At 61.6% G+C, this 13818-nt stretch carries 13 protein-coding genes, 4 tRNA genes and 1 pseudogene; 4 read left to right on the top strand and 14 right to left on the bottom strand.

What is annotated here, in order from left to right:
* Positions 1 to 291 precede the first annotated feature (291 nt).
* The 7 genes from AC07VG_RS03435 to rluD all read right to left on the bottom strand — a co-directional run bounded on the left by AC07VG_RS03435 (position 292) and on the right by rluD (position 5503).
* Positions 292 to 368: transfer RNA gene (locus AC07VG_RS03435), tRNA-Pro, on the bottom strand.
* Positions 369 to 461: 93 nt separating this feature from the next.
* Positions 462 to 537: transfer RNA gene (locus tag AC07VG_RS03430), tRNA-Lys, on the bottom strand.
* A 5-nt stretch (positions 538 to 542) separates the two neighbouring features.
* Positions 543 to 619: transfer RNA gene (locus tag AC07VG_RS03425), tRNA-Pro, on the bottom strand.
* 9 nt (positions 620 to 628) lie between these two features.
* Positions 629 to 704 (bottom strand) — tRNA-Asn (locus AC07VG_RS03420).
* Positions 705 to 1123: 419 nt separating this feature from the next.
* Complete coding sequence (gene clpB / locus AC07VG_RS03415; RefSeq protein WP_495020482.1) at positions 1124 to 3688, bottom strand: ATP-dependent chaperone ClpB; 2565 nt, start codon at positions 3686 to 3688, stop codon at positions 1124 to 1126.
* A gap of 130 nt (positions 3689 to 3818) precedes the next feature.
* The gene (gene pgeF / locus AC07VG_RS03410; protein ID WP_495004807.1) at positions 3819 to 4544 is read right to left on the bottom strand and encodes a peptidoglycan editing factor PgeF; all 726 of its coding nucleotides are present in this window, start codon (positions 4542 to 4544) and stop codon (positions 3819 to 3821) included.
* Positions 4541 to 5503 (bottom strand): 23S rRNA pseudouridine(1911/1915/1917) synthase RluD, encoded by a 963-nt coding sequence (gene rluD / locus AC07VG_RS03405; RefSeq protein ID WP_495004808.1) that lies wholly within the window; start codon positions 5501 to 5503, stop codon positions 4541 to 4543. Before rluD ends, pgeF begins: the two co-directional genes overlap by 4 nt.
* 150 nt (positions 5504 to 5653) lie before the next feature.
* On the opposite strand from rluD, the gene AC07VG_RS03400 reads away from it, so the two are divergent.
* From AC07VG_RS03400 to AC07VG_RS03385, 4 genes are all read left to right on the top strand, one after another.
* Complete coding sequence (locus AC07VG_RS03400) at positions 5654 to 6670, top strand: outer membrane protein assembly factor BamD (protein ID WP_495020481.1); 1017 nt, start codon at positions 5654 to 5656, stop codon at positions 6668 to 6670.
* Between the two features lie 243 nt (positions 6671 to 6913).
* Complete coding sequence (locus tag AC07VG_RS03395) at positions 6914 to 7147, top strand: PP0621 family protein (protein ID WP_495004810.1); 234 nt, start codon at positions 6914 to 6916, stop codon at positions 7145 to 7147.
* Complete coding sequence (locus AC07VG_RS03390; RefSeq protein ID WP_495004811.1) at positions 7137 to 8726, top strand: sensor histidine kinase; 1590 nt, start codon at positions 7137 to 7139, stop codon at positions 8724 to 8726. Before AC07VG_RS03395 ends, AC07VG_RS03390 begins: the two co-directional genes overlap by 11 nt.
* A gap of 2 nt (positions 8727 to 8728) precedes the next feature.
* Positions 8729 to 10072, top strand: coding sequence for a sigma-54-dependent transcriptional regulator (locus AC07VG_RS03385; protein ID WP_495004812.1), 1344 nt, complete (start codon positions 8729 to 8731; stop codon positions 10070 to 10072).
* Positions 10073 to 10217: 145 nt separating this feature from the next.
* Here the strand turns inward: AC07VG_RS03385 and thiO are convergent, their stop codons facing one another.
* The 7 genes and pseudogenes from thiO to AC07VG_RS03350 form a co-directional block, all read right to left on the bottom strand.
* Positions 10218 to 11318, bottom strand: coding sequence for a glycine oxidase ThiO (gene thiO, locus AC07VG_RS03380; protein ID WP_495020480.1), 1101 nt, complete (start codon positions 11316 to 11318; stop codon positions 10218 to 10220).
* A 55-nt stretch (positions 11319 to 11373) separates the two neighbouring features.
* Entirely contained in the window at positions 11374 to 11772 is a 399-nt protein-coding gene (locus AC07VG_RS03375) for a type IV pilin protein (protein ID WP_495004814.1), read from the bottom strand.
* 12 nt (positions 11773 to 11784) lie between these two features.
* The gene (locus AC07VG_RS03370; RefSeq protein ID WP_495020657.1) at positions 11785 to 12054 is read right to left on the bottom strand and encodes a hypothetical protein; all 270 of its coding nucleotides are present in this window, start codon (positions 12052 to 12054) and stop codon (positions 11785 to 11787) included.
* Positions 12041 to 12481, bottom strand: a complete 441-nt coding sequence (locus AC07VG_RS03365) for a pilus assembly PilX family protein (protein ID WP_495020479.1) — start codon at positions 12479 to 12481, stop codon at positions 12041 to 12043. Before AC07VG_RS03365 ends, AC07VG_RS03370 begins: the two co-directional genes overlap by 14 nt.
* Before the next feature lie 65 nt (positions 12482 to 12546).
* Entirely contained in the window at positions 12547 to 13257 is a 711-nt protein-coding gene (locus AC07VG_RS03360) for a PilW family protein (protein ID WP_495020478.1), read from the bottom strand.
* Positions 13254 to 13721: a type IV pilus modification protein PilV gene (gene pilV, locus AC07VG_RS03355; RefSeq protein WP_495020477.1), complete on the bottom strand. Its 468-nt coding sequence runs from the start codon at positions 13719 to 13721 to the stop codon at positions 13254 to 13256. The genes AC07VG_RS03360 and pilV overlap by 4 nt, the downstream gene beginning before the upstream one ends.
* A pseudogene (locus AC07VG_RS03350) lies at positions 13721 to 13810 on the bottom strand (GspH/FimT family pseudopilin); the annotation flags it as partial. The pseudogene AC07VG_RS03350 and the gene pilV, both read right to left, overlap by 1 nt.
* Between the last annotated feature and the right edge of the window lie 8 nt (positions 13811 to 13818).

Below are 13818 nucleotides of genomic sequence, written 5' to 3'. Positions count from 1 at the left end.
CAGGACCGATTCGCCCACCATTTCTCCGCTTCTGCCAAGCCCCTTGAGCGGTGCAGCAGGAATTCGATCTTCAAAATTCCGTTTACCCGCTCCGCCATGGCGTTCTGATAGCAGTCACAACCATCCACCATCGAGCAGGTGATGCCGTGCCTGATGCGCAGCCGTTGATAAAGATCAGAACAGTATTGGAGACCATTGCATGGGTGATGGACCCGCGGCTGCTTGGTTTTTTGCTTTCCGACGGGACAAACACAAAAAAAAAGGCGTCCTATTGGACGCCTTTTTTGTATATGGTCGGGGTAAGGGGATTCGAACTCCTGACATCCTGCTCCCAAAGCAGGCGCGCTACCGGACTGCGCTATACCCCGGTAAAAAAAAGGCACCCGTTAAAGGCGCCTTCTGCGATCAGCGCTTTTGGCCTCTGATCTTAAGATTTAATCCCAGCGAACTGGTATCAAAAATGGTGGGTCGTGTGGGATTCGAACCTACGACCAATTGGTTAAAAGCCAACTGCTCTACCAACTGAGCTAACGACCCAAAAATGGTCGGGGTAAGGGGATTCGAACTCCTGACATCCTGCTCCCAAAGCAGGCGCGCTACCGGACTGCGCTATACCCCGATTTGAAATTGGCTCCGTGACCAGGACTCGAACCTGGGACCCAATGATTAACAGTCATTTGCTCTACCGACTGAGCTATCACGGAACTACATATTTCAAGTTACAACCTTTACCGCAGACTTCCATCGCTGAAAGCTTCCTCAACCAGGCTTTTGCATCGCTGCGTTCGCTTGTCTGAGGCGCGCTATTCTACAACTCTGAAAACCTCTGTCAACCCCCTAAATTGCTTTCAAGACAATGATTTGCAATCTTTTTTCCGAATTTCCCTTGTAAGAGAAGTCCGAGGGGTGACGTGCTGCGGGGCGCACTTTACAAGCCTTTGCCACTGAGTTCAACGCCCTAGCGAAAAAAAGTCTTCCGAAATCGCAATGCACCCTTGTAGGAGCCAGCTTGCTGGCGATGGGCGTCAACGATAACGCGGAGAATCTGGATCACCGCGCTGCTCTTGCGTTCATCGCCAGCAAGCTGGCTCCTACACGGGGGGGTCGTGTAGGCCCTGGGGACTCAGGCAAACACGATCTCGTCGTTGGCCACCGAGGCCGTCACGCTCGTTCCCGGCAGGAACTGCCCCGACAGGATCAGTTGCGCCAACGGGTTCTCGATCCAGCGCTGGATCGCGCGCTTGAGTGGCCGCGCGCCATAGACCGGGTCGTAACCCACCGAGATCAGCTTGTCCAAGGCCTCGTCGCTCAGCTCCAGCTTCAGCTCGCGCTCCGCCAGGCGACTGCGCAGGCGACCCAACTGGATCTCGGTAATGCCCGCGATCTGATCCCGCGCCAAGGGCTCGAAAATCACCACTTCGTCGATCCGGTTGATGAACTCCGGCCGGAAATGCGTGCTCACCGCATCCATCACCGCCGCCCGTTGCGCTTCGCGATCCCCCACCAGCTCCTGGATCTGCACCGAGCCCAGGTTGGAAGTCATCACGATCACGGTGTTGCGGAAATCCACGGTACGCCCGTGACTGTCCGTCAGGCGACCGTCTTCCAGCACTTGCAGCAGGATGTTGAACACATCCGGGTGGGCCTTCTCGACCTCGTCCAGCAGGATCACCGAGTAAGGCTTACGTCGCACGGCCTCGGTCAGATAACCGCCCTCCTCATAGCCCACATAGCCTGGTGGCGCCCCGATCAGACGCGCCACGGAGTGTTTCTCCATGAACTCCGACATATCGATGCGCACCATGGCCTCCTCGGTATCGAAGAGGAACTCGGCCAGCGCCTTGCACAACTCGGTCTTGCCGACGCCGGTCGGGCCGAGGAACATGAAGGAACCGCTCGGCCGATTCGGATCGGACAAGCCGGCCCGGGAGCGCCGCACGGCGTTGGCCACCGCCACCACCGCCTCGTTCTGGCCAATCACGCGCTGGTGCAGCAGGCTCTCCATCTTCAGCAGCTTGTCGCGCTCACCTTCGAGCATCTTGGACACCGGAATACCGGTCCACTTCGACACGACTTCGGCGATTTCTTCCTCGGTCACCTTGCTGCGCAGCAGTTGGTTCTCGCTCTTACCGTGTTGGTCGACCATCTGCAGGCTGCGCTCCAGGTCCGGAATCACGCCATATTGCAGCTCGGCCATGCGGTTGAGATCGCCTTTACGGCGTGCCGCCTCCAACTCCTGGCGCGACTGCTCGATTTTCTGCTGGATCTGCGCCGAGCCCTGCACTTCGGCTTTTTCCGAAGTCCAGATCTCTTCCAGGTCGGCGTACTCGCGTTCCAGGCGGAGAATTTCTTCCTGGAGTTTTTCCAGGCGTTTTTTCGCCGCTTCGTCGTCTTCTTTCTTCAAGGCCTGGGATTCAACCTTGAGTTGGATCAGACGGCGCTCCAGACGGTCCAGCACTTCCGGCTTGGAGTCGATCTCCATGCGGATACGGCTGGCGGCCTCGTCGATCAGGTCGATGGCCTTGTCCGGCAACTGGCGGTCGGTGATATAGCGATGACTGAGCTTGGCCGCCGCGATGATCGCGCCGTCGGTGATCGCCACCTTGTGGTGCACTTCATAACGCTCTTTCAGACCACGGAGGATGGCAATGGTGTCATCCTCGCTCGGCTCATCCACCAGCACTTTCTGGAAGCGCCGCTCGAGGGCCGCATCCTTCTCTATATATTGGCGATATTCATTGAGCGTGGTCGCCCCGACGCAATGCAGCTCGCCACGGGCCAAGGCCGGTTTGAGCATGTTGCCCGCATCCATCGAGCCTTCGCCCTTGCCGGCGCCGACCATGGTGTGCAGCTCGTCGATAAACAGAATGATCTGCCCTTCCTGCTTCGACAGCTCGTTGAGCAGCGACTTCAGGCGCTCTTCGAACTCGCCGCGATACTTGGCCCCGGCAATCAACGCGCCCATGTCCAGGGACAGCAGGCGCTTGCCCTTCAGGCCATCCGGCACCTCGCCATTGATGATGCGCTGGGCCAGGCCTTCGGCAATCGCGGTCTTGCCCACGCCAGGCTCACCGATCAGCACCGGGTTGTTCTTGGTCCGCCGTTGCAGGACCTGGATGGTGCGGCGGATCTCGTCATCACGGCCGATCACCGGGTCGAGCTTGCCCTCTTCGGCGCGCTTGGTCAGGTCGACGGTGTACTTGTCCAGGGCCTGGCGCGCGCCCTCGGCGTTGGGGTCATTGACCGCCTCGCCGCCGCGCAGGTTGTTGATGGCGTTCTCCAGGGCCTTCTTGCTCACGCCCTGGCCGAGCAGCAACTTGCCCAGCTTGCTGTTCTCGTCCATGGCGGCGAGCAGCACCAGTTCGCTGGAGATGAATTGATCGCCCTTCTGCTGGGCCAGGCGATCGGCCTGGTTGAGCAGGCGCGCCAGATCCTGGGACATGTTCACGTCGCCAGTGGGATTCTGGATTTTCGGCAAGCGATCGAGCTCTTTGCTCAATTCCTTGCGCAGGCTGTTGATGTCGAAACCGACCTGCAACAGCAGGGGCTTGATCGAGCCACCCTGCTGCTCCAGCAGCGCCTGCATCAAGTGCGCCGGCTCAATGGCCGGATGATCGAGGCCGACCGCCAGGGATTGGGCGTCTGACAACGCCAACTGCAATTTGCTGGTTAAACGATCTATACGCATGAGTCACCTTCCTTTGGAGCAGGCCGGAGCAAAGGACGCACCTGAATAAAGAAACCTGCCAGATGCCCAAGTAGATGCGGCCTATTCTGCGAGTTTCAAGCGTCATAAGCTTGACGAAGATCAGAAGAGTCTAGTCTTCCAGCCAGATCAGGGAGGCGAAGCGACCGGTACGCGGACTGCGCCGGTAGGAGAAAAAGCGCGGGTCGCTGACCGTACACAGCCCGCCGCCATGGACGGCGGTGATTCCACGGGCGGCCAGACGCAGGCGCGCCAGGGCATAAATGTCGGCCATGAAGCGTCCGGCATTGACGCTGGGGACGAAGGCTTTGATTGTTTCGGGATGCGTGGAGAGAAAGGCCTCGCGCACTTCCGCCCCGACTTCGAACGCCCCGGGACCAATGGCCGGGCCGAGCCAGACGAGGATTTGCGAGGCCGGCACGCCCATCTGATCGACGGTGGCTTCCAGCACGCCCGCGGCCAATCCGCGCCAACCGGCATGGGCCGCCGCCACACGGCTGCCGGCACGGTCGCAAAACAGCACCGGCAGGCAATCGGCGGTCATCGACGTGCAGGCGATGCCCGGCGTGCTGGTCCAACTGCCGTCGGCTTCGGCGGTCAGCGTCGGATCGGCCTCGACTACCCCGACACCATGTACCTGACGTAGCCAGGCGGGCTGAATAGCGAAGGTATCGGTGAGGCGTCGGCGATTTTCCGTGACGGCGCGCGGATCGTCGTCGACATGATCGCCGAGGTTGAGACTGTCGAACGGCGCCAGGCTGACGCCGCCCGCCCGCGTGGTCACGCAGGCCCTGACCCGGGCCGGCGCGGGCCAGTCGGGAATCAGGAAGTCACTCACCCGATGAACGCCTCGCGGTCCTGCTTGAGCAACGTCAGCAACCAGACGAAATCGTCCGGCAGTGGCGATTCCCAGCTCATGCGCTTACCGCTGGTCGGATGATCCAACTCGAGGAAACGCGCGTGCAGGGCTTGGCGCGGGAAGTTTTTCAGCGATTCAACCATGGTCACGCTGGCCGCCGGCGGAATGCGGAAGCGACCGCCGTAGGCCGGATCGCCGACCAACGGGAAGTTGATGTGGGCCATGTGCACGCGAATCTGGTGGGTGCGACCGGTTTCCAGCTTGACCCGTACATGGGTGTGGGAACGGAAGCGCTCCAGCACGCGATAATGACTCACCGCCTGCTTGCCGCCTTCCATTACCGCCATGCGCTGGCGCTGCTGGCCGTGACGACCGATGGGCGCATTGATCTTGCCGCCGGCGGTGACCACGCCAATCACGATGCATTCGTAGATCCGGCTGACGCTGCGGCTCTGCAATTGCGTAACCAGTTGCGTCTGGGCCTGGATGGTCTTGGCGACCACCATCAGACCGGTGGTGTCCTTGTCCAGGCGATGCACGATGCCCGCGCGCGGTACATTGATAATGTCCGGCACGTGGTGCAGCAAGGCGTTGAGCAAGGTGCCATCGGCATGACCGGCAGCCGGATGCACCACCAGGCCCGCGGGCTTGTTGATCACCAGGATATCGTCGTCTTCATAGACGATATCGAGTTCGATGTCTTGGGCGATCCACTCACCCTGAGCTTCCTGCTCGGCAGTCAGTTCAAGAACAGCACCACCATGGACAATGTCTCGCGGGCGGATAACCGCCCCATCCACAGTCAGGCGGCCGTCCTTGATCCAGGCGGAAAGGCGCGAGCGTGAGTGCTCAGCGAAGAGTTGGGCGGCGACTTGATCGAGGCGTTGACCGCCCAGTTCGGACGGCACCTCTGCGCGAAGTTCAATTTTATCGGACATGCTCGGACTAGGCGTCGGCACAGCCTTTGGTTTCGGCTGCGCGCTTGTGGTTAAATACGGCGTCTTTTGCCCCGAGGCTATCAACGGGGCACTCATCATAACAGGACGGCCCCGCCCAAGACAGCGGCCGTCATAGGGACGCAAGCCGCCATGCAAGTGAGACACCTGCTGCTGATCGCCATCCTCGCACTGACTGCTGCTTGCTCGTCGAAGGAAGTCGTCGACGAAAACTTGAGCGAAGTCGAGCTGTACCAGCAGGCGCAGGCCGACCTGGACAACCACAGCTATACCAGCGCCACCGCCAAGCTCAAGGCTCTGGAGTCGCGTTATCCGTTCGGTCGCTATGCCGACCAGGCCCAGCTCGAACTGATCTACGCCAACTACAAGAATGGCGAGCCGGAGGCTGCCAAGTCGGCCGCCGAGCGTTTCATTCGCCTGCACCCGCAGCATCCGAACGTCGACTACGCCTACTACCTCAAGGGCCTGACCTCGTTCGACCGCGACGTCGGCCTGCTGGCGCGCTTCCTGCCACTGGACATGACCAAGCGTGACCCGGGCGCGGCCCGCGACTCCTACAACGAGTTCGCCCAGCTCACCAGCCGCTACCCGAACAGCCGCTACGCGCCGGACGCCAAGCAGCGCATGATCTACCTGCGCAACCTGCTGGCGGCCTACGAGATCCACGTCGCCGACTACTACCTGACCCGCCAGGCCTATGTCGCCGCGGCCAACCGTGGTCGCTATGTAGTGGAAAACTTCCAGGAAACCCCTTCGGTCGCTGACGGCCTGGCGGTGATGGTCGAGTCGTACCAGCGCCTGCGCCTGGACGAACTGGCGGCTTCGAGCCTCGAAGTGCTGAAAGCCAACTACCCGACCCATCCATCGCTGGTGGACGGTCAGTTCGTGCCACGAGTAGCCGAGGCCGACAACCGTTCGTGGATAAGCAAGGCCACCCTCGGCCTGATCGAATCGCGTCCACCGCTGCCGCCGGGCGAAACCCGCGCCAACCAGGACGTGGTCAGGCAGTTCCAGGACGCCAAAGATGCGATTCCGTCGGACCTGAAGCCGCTTGAAGGCGATGCGGTCCAGGAAGAACAGCACCAGGCCGAAGGCAGCAACAGCAACCGCTCCTGGTTCAGCTACATGACCTTCGGCGTGTTCGACTGAGTCCACGCCCCTAATGTAGGAGCTGGCTTGCCAGCGATAGCGATGCAACATTCACCACCGCTATCGCTGGCAAGCCAGCGCCTACAGGTTTGTAGTGTTTACAGAGGCATATTCCATCGTGCCCAAGAAAAGAGCCTTTCGAGGCTCTTTTTTTTGCCTTCGCAACGCCCCCCACCAAATGCGCTGTGCGCCCGGCATGTCCTTGGCTAAACTGCCGGATCATTTGCCAATAAGCGGGTTGCCATGGTTCGCCTACTGTTCTGGATTGCACTGATTGCGGCCGCCGTATGGTTCTGGCGCAAATTCAATCGGCCCTCCACCCCCACCCGCCCGGCAGACACACTGGATGCCGCGCCCATGGTCCGCTGTGCCCATTGCGGCGTGCACCTGCCCCGTGATCGCGCCCTGAACGTGCAACAGACCTGGTATTGCAGCCAGGCCCACCTCGAGCAAGGCCCGAGCCCTCGTGAGCGCTGAGACCTTCAGTCTCGGCGGTGCCCAGGCCCAGCGCCTGCTACGGCTTTATCACCTCTACCGCCTGAGCATCGGCATCGCCCTGGTGTTGCTGATCTCCAGCAAGATGGACGACAAGCTGCTGGAGCTGGCCGACGGCGAATTGTTTCGCACCGGCAGTTGGATCTACCTGATCCTGAATATCCTGGTAGTGGCGCTGCTGGAAAACCCCAAGCGCCAGGGCCAAGTCTTCATCCTGGCGTTGGCGGATGCGGTGATGCTGTCCGGCCTGTTCTATGCCGCCGGCGGAGCACCGAGCGGCCTCGGCAACCTGCTGATCGCCTCGGTGGCCATCAGCAACGTGCTGCTGCGCGGTCGAATCGGCTTTCTGATCGCCGCCGTCTCGGCCATCGGCATCATCTACCTGACCTTCTACCTGAGCTTCAGCCGACCGGCCGCCGCCAACTATTACGTGCAGGCCGGCTTGCTCGGCATCTTGTGCTTCGCTGCCGCGGTACTGGTGCAGGGCCTGACCCGGCTGCTGGCGGTAAGCGAAAACCTCGCCGAACAACGCGCCAGTGACGTCACCAACCTGGAAGAGCTCAACGCCCTGATCCTGCAACGCATGCGCACCGGTATCCTGGTACTCGACGAGCAGCACCGGGTGCAACTGGCCAATCAAGGCGCACTGACGCTGATAGGCGAGCAGGACCTGAGTGGGCAGCTGATCGACGCTTACTCCCTGGAACTGGTCGAGCGCCTGCAGGTGTGGCAAAGCAACCCGACTCTGCGCCCGCGCAGCCTGAAGATCCTCGGCGCCGGACCGATCCTGCAACCCAGTTTCATCGCCCTGAAACGCGGCGAGCAAACCCAGACACTGGTGTTCCTCGAAGACCTGTCGCAGATCGCCCAGCAGGCCCAGCAGCTCAAGCTGGCCGCCCTCGGCCGCCTGACCGCCGGCATTGCCCATGAAATCCGCAACCCGCTGGGTGCCATCAGCCATGCGGCGCAGTTGCTGCAGGAGTCGGAGCAGATGCCGGAGGCGGACCGGCGCCTCACGCAAATCATCCAGGACCAATCCAAACGCATGAACCTGGTGATCGAGAACGTGCTCCAGCTGTCCCGGCGGCGTCAGACGCAAACACAGCTGCTCGACCTCAATGAATGGCTGCGGGCCTTTGTCAACGAATGGCGCGAGCGCGCCCGGCCCAGACAGTGCCTGCACCTGCAGATCGACGACGCGCCCCTGCAGACCCGTGCCGATCCGCTGCAACTGGCCCAGGTGCTGAACAACCTGCTGGAAAACGGCCTGCGCTACAGTGCCCAGTTGCATGAACTGGCGCAGGTCTGGCTGACCTTGTCAGTGGACCCGAAAAATGGCCTGCCGACCCTGGAAGTCCTGGATAACGGCCCCGGTGTCGCCGCCGAGCAACGCCAGCATCTGTTCGAACCTTTCTTCACCACCGAGAGCCAAGGCACCGGCCTGGGCCTCTACTTGTCCCGCGAGCTATGCGAAAGCAACCAGGCCCGCCTAGACTACTCGGTACGCCAAGGCGGCAGTTGCTTTCGCATCACCTTCGCTCACGCACGCAAACAGAGTTGAACATGAGCCCACGGCAAAGAATCCTGATCGTCGATGATGAACCGGATATCCGCGAACTCCTGGAAATAACCCTGGGCCGGATGAAACTCGACACCAGCAGTGCCCGCAATGTGGCGCAAGCCCGGGAAAAGCTGGCCCAGGAAAATTTCGACCTGTGCCTGACCGACATGCGCCTGCCAGACGGTACCGGTCTAGAGCTGGTGCAGCATATCCAGCAACGTTATCCCCAGCTGCCAGTGGCGATGATCACCGCCTATGGCAGCCTCGACACCGCGATCAACGCCCTGAAATCCGGCGCCTTCGACTTCCTGACCAAACCGGTGGACCTGGCGCGCCTGCGCGAACTGGTGAGCAGCGCGCTGCGTTTGCCGACCAGTGGTGGCAAGCAGCCGTCCATCGACAGCCGGTTGCTGGGGGACTCACTGCCCATGCGCGCCCTGCGCAAGCAGATCGACAAGCTGGCCCGCAGCCAGGCACCGGTGTATATCAGCGGCGAATCGGGCAGCGGCAAGGAACTGGTGGCGCGGCTGATCCACGAGCAGGGGCCGCGTGCGGAACGACCGTTCGTGCCGGTGAACTGCGGGGCGATTCCGGCCGAACTGATGGAAAGCGAGTTTTTCGGCCATCGCAAAGGCAGTTTTACCGGCGCGGTGGAGGACAAGCCTGGACTGTTCCAGGCCGCCAATGGCGGCACGTTGTTTCTCGATGAAGTCGCCGACTTGCCGCTGGCGATGCAGGTCAAGCTGCTGCGCGCTATCCAGGAAAAGGCCGTGCGCAGCGTCGGCGGCCAGCAGGAGGAAATCGTCGATGTGCGGATCCTCTGCGCCACCCACAAGGATCTGAACGCCGAGGTCAGTGCCGAGCGTTTTCGCCAGGACCTCTACTATCGCCTGAATGTCATCGAGTTGCGGGTGCCGTCCTTACGCGAGCGCCGCGACGATATCGAACCCTTGGCCACCAATGTTCTCAATCGACTGGCGTCGGGCAGCGGCATGCCAGCGGCCCGGCTTCATCCGCTGGCGCTGGATACGCTCAAGGGCTACCGCTTCCCCGGCAATGTCCGGGAATTGGAGAACATGCTCGAACGGGCCTACACCCTGTGTGAAAACGAACAGATCGAAGCCGGCGACCTGCGCCTGGCCGAAGGCGGCGGGAGCTGCGCGCAAATTGGCGAACCGAGCCTGGCGCAGATCGACAATCTGGAGGACTACCTGGAGAGCATCGAGCGCAAGCTGATTCTCCAGGCGCTGGAGGAAACCCGCTGGAACCGCACGGCGGCGGCCCAGCGCTTGAACCTGTCGTTTCGTTCGATGCGTTATCGGCTCAAGAAGCTCGGGCTGGATTGAGCGCCCATCGGTTGACACGGTCCATTGTAGGCGCCGGCTTGCTGGCGATGAGGCCCGTAAGCCTTGCATCGCCTGATCGGCCGCCATCGCCGGCAAGCCGGGCTCCTACAGGGGTTGCAGTGTTTTCAAGATCACCGGAGCCGCCTCAGATTCGCCCCTCGGGTGCATAAGGCGCCGGATCGATAATCGGCGCACGCCCCAGCAACAGATCGGCAAACAGCTGGCAGGACGCCGGCGCCAGCACCAGCCCATTGCGATAATGCCCGCAGTTCAACCACAGGCCCTCGAACCCGGGTACCCGACCGATATAGGGAATGCCCTCCGGCGAGCCCGGCCGCAATCCCGCCCAATGCCCGACCACCTCGGCCTCCGCCAGCGCCGGAATCAACTCGACCGCCGACGCCTTGAGGCTTTCCAGCGCCGACAACGTCGGTGTCTTGTCGAAGCCTTCGTGCTCCAGCGTGCTGCCCACCAGGATATGTCCATCGCGCCGAGGAATCGCATAACGCCCCTTCGCCAGGATCATGCTCGAAAGAAAATCCGCCGCGCACTTGTAGAGAATCATCTGTCCCTTGACCGGCTCCACCGGTAGCGCCAGTCCCAGGCGGCCCAATAGCTCGCCGCTCCAGGCCCCGGCCGCGAGCACCACCTGATCGGCACGCAGTTCGCCCGTGGCGGTGCGCACGCCGACCACCCGCTCACCCTCATGGAGAAACCCGGCGACCTCGCACTGCTCGCGAAGCGTCACATTGGGTAAGGCCTGCAGGGCTGCCCTGAGGGATTTCACCAGGCGCGGATTGCGCACATTGGCGACATCGGCCATGTAGATGGCCCGGGAATAGCCGTCGCCCATCACCGGCACCGCGTCATGCACCGCCGAGATATCCACCGCGCTCAGGGGACGCTGTTCACGTTCGGCCCAGGCCAGGGCCTCGGCCTCGTCATCCAGGTCGAGCCAGTACAGTCCGGTGGTATGCACCTCGGGATCGACACCCGTGGTGGCGAACAGGCGCTCGCCCAGTTGCGGGTAAAAATCCTGGGACCAATGGGCCAGGGCCGTGACCGCCGGGCTGTAGCGCCAGGGGTACAGCGGAGAAACGATACCGCCGCCGGCCCAGGAAGACTCCTGGCCCAGACCGGAACGGTCGAGCAATGTCACTTGCCCGACCTCGGCGGCCAGATTGAAGGCCGTCAGCAGGCCAATCACGCCGCCGCCAATGATTACCACATGTTGTTTCGTTGCCATCGCGTCATCCAACAGAAAAAGAAACCGGCGCGGGTTGCGCCTTGGAAAGCAGCAGTCAGCGGCCCCAGCAATCCTTGCTCGTCAAACCCGCGGTAGCCCCGGGGTTGGTACGCTGGCCGGTGTTGGTGATGGTGAAACCACCGCACTTGTCACCGACCATCATCGACCCGGGCGCCGCCGTCGCCGCCAGGGTGAAATCCTGGGCATTCAAGGTCGGGGTAATCGCGTAATAGCTATTGCCGGCACTGACCGTCGCCGCCGAGTAGGTAGCGTTCTTCGAGTAGAACCGCTCCAGGTTCTGGGTCTGCTCGGACAACAACCCGGCGATCTCCGAGCGGTGTGTGCTCTTCACATACTCGATGTAACTGGGGTAAGCCACCGCCGCCAGGATAGCGACAATGGCCACGACGATCATGAGTTCGATCAAGGTAAAGCCTTTGGAGACTTTTTGCATACACCGCCTTCCCTATTGGATTTGTCGCCACATGATCCGCCGACCGCCAGCAACACCGCCCTGTTCCGCCATGGCGGTGATGCCGCCGCTGGAATCGCTGAAGATCTTGCCGGTAAACGCATCCCACTCAACCACCTTGCCTGTACCGAAGCTGGAGCAAGGAGCGGTGGTATCGACAGCGGCGGTGCTGCCCGGCACCGCCAGATACAACCCCAGCAAAGCACCGATAATCCGCCAGGCCCCACCGGAGAAACGACTTCTGCGGCCCTTAATACTTGGCATAGACACTCTCCACGATTGACCGCGCATTGCCGTTGATCGCCACGGCGGTTACCCGGTACAGGGTGGCCGAGGTATTGCTCGGCACGTTGACCGCCAACACCGTGGTACCGAGGTTCTGCACCGCATAAAAACCGTTGCCAGCGGCAATCCAGGTCACACCCGAGGCCCCGCCCGACCCAGCCGCCACCACCGTGGCGGACTCCGCCGGCGGCGCACAGGTGATGAGGGTGGCACACACCGCCAGGACATAGCTGCTTCGCTGCACCGCGCTTTCACCGATACGCAGCGCCGCCTCGGCAGTCTGGAACGAGGTGTTGCGGAAGGTCACGCTCCCGGCCATTTTTTCCTGCAACGTCGCATTCTGCATCGAGGAAATACCGATCAGGGTCAACAGCAGCAGGAATATCAGGCTGATCAGCAATGCCATTCCGCGCTGTGGAGCGGACCTCAAGCCTGAGTGTTTTCGCGGCGAGTACATCATACGAAGTCCACCTAGCGGAGCCGGTTACGCAGTGCCGCAACCACGCTGTACTGCTGATCGGCGACCTGGCCGTTCGGATCGTACAGGGTCATTTGCAGGCGCACGCTGCGGATGGTTGCCGGGTCCGCAGGGTTGTTGCTGTAGGCACTGACCGCGATATCGGTCGCGGATGTCGCAACGCCGAAGGAAACGCTGAAGCTCCTGACATTGCTCACCAACCCGGCCGCCTGGCCGGCCCCGGTGGCGACGCTAATCTGGTTGTTGCCGAAGACATAGATCTGCTTGCGCAAGGAAAAGGCTATTTGCCCGGGGGCCGGCGAGGCCGAGCCCTGGACGGCCTTCGCCGCCTTGCGGCAATCGGAGACGATGGTCCAGGTTGGCGCCCCGCCACTGCTGCCAATATCGGCGGTCACCAGCGTCAGGGTATTGCTGGCGCTATGCCAAGTGATCGGCGTGGCGGCAATGGTCGCGAAATCCGCCGCCGTCGAGGTATCGATGGCGCTGGTGGCCAGGCAGCCGAACATGCCGACCATACGAATCTCCTGGACCATCTTGCTGAGGATGAAACGCGCATCCTCCTGCATGCCGGCGGCCTTGTTCTGGCTGATATAGGTAGTCTTGGCCGCGACAAATATCTGGGTAATGCCCAAGACGACGATCAGTCCCAGGGTGATGGCGATCATCAACTCGATCAGGCCGAAGCCTCTGCTGCGACGACTCATGGCCCGGCTACCGGATCGATTGCAACGCGGCTATTGAGCGTGAAACGGCTACTCGCCGTGTCGCTGGCCATATTGGCGGCCCGCTGATCATTCCAGCTGATGACGATAGTGACCGCCCTGCCGTTCACGGAAATGCTCCCATCCCCGGGAGCCCCGGCGAAATGACTGATGTTGGTCTTGAAGTCATGGAAATCGGCATCCCGGACCACTGTCGAACCCGCCGTTGCGGTGTTAGCTGTAGCGCTGACCAGGGTGTAGTCCGCATCCGGATTGGCGCGGATACGGTCCATCATGTCGTAGGCAATGAAACTGGCCTGGCTTCTCATCTTCGAGCTGTCCGTGTAGATCAGCGCATTGAGCTGAATAGCCGCCGCCCCCAACAGGCCGACGACGAGGATCAACACCGAAATCAGCACCTCCACCAGGGTCATCCCTGATTGCCTCACGCTCCTCGTCCGTCGCATCAACAACTCCCTCCCAATGAACCCCGACCATTGAGGCACACATTGATCACGCGACTTTGTGCGCCCAGCGTACAGGTGACAACCACAGCCCCCAGAT

This window comes from Pseudomonas sp. GW821-FHT03C07, assembly GCF_059420925.1.
Note: the sequence above shows the minus strand (reverse complement) of the source record. Positions and strands in the feature narration are given on the sequence as shown.

Coding starts and splice junctions, on each gene's coding strand:
- clpB (WP_495020482.1), bottom strand. CDS start 3,688: ATGCGTATAGATCGTTTAACCAGCAAATTGCAGTTGGCGTTGTCAGAC.
- rluD (WP_495004808.1), bottom strand. CDS start 5,503: ATGTCCGATAAAATTGAACTTCGCGCAGAGGTGCCGTCCGAACTGGGC.
- AC07VG_RS03400 (WP_495020481.1), top strand. CDS start 5,654: ATGCAAGTGAGACACCTGCTGCTGATCGCCATCCTCGCACTGACTGCT.
- AC07VG_RS03395 (WP_495004810.1), top strand. CDS start 6,914: ATGGTTCGCCTACTGTTCTGGATTGCACTGATTGCGGCCGCCGTATGG.
- AC07VG_RS03385 (WP_495004812.1), top strand. CDS start 8,729: ATGAGCCCACGGCAAAGAATCCTGATCGTCGATGATGAACCGGATATC.
- thiO (WP_495020480.1), bottom strand. CDS start 11,318: ATGGCAACGAAACAACATGTGGTAATCATTGGCGGCGGCGTGATTGGC.
- AC07VG_RS03375 (WP_495004814.1), bottom strand. CDS start 11,772: ATGCAAAAAGTCTCCAAAGGCTTTACCTTGATCGAACTCATGATCGTC.
- AC07VG_RS03370 (WP_495020657.1), bottom strand. CDS start 12,054: ATGCCAAGTATTAAGGGCCGCAGAAGTCGTTTCTCCGGTGGGGCCTGG.
- AC07VG_RS03365 (WP_495020479.1), bottom strand. CDS start 12,481: ATGGCATTGCTGATCAGCCTGATATTCCTGCTGCTGTTGACCCTGATC.
- AC07VG_RS03360 (WP_495020478.1), bottom strand. CDS start 13,257: ATGAGTCGTCGCAGCAGAGGCTTCGGCCTGATCGAGTTGATGATCGCC.
- pilV (WP_495020477.1), bottom strand. CDS start 13,721: ATGCGACGGACGAGGAGCGTGAGGCAATCAGGGATGACCCTGGTGGAG.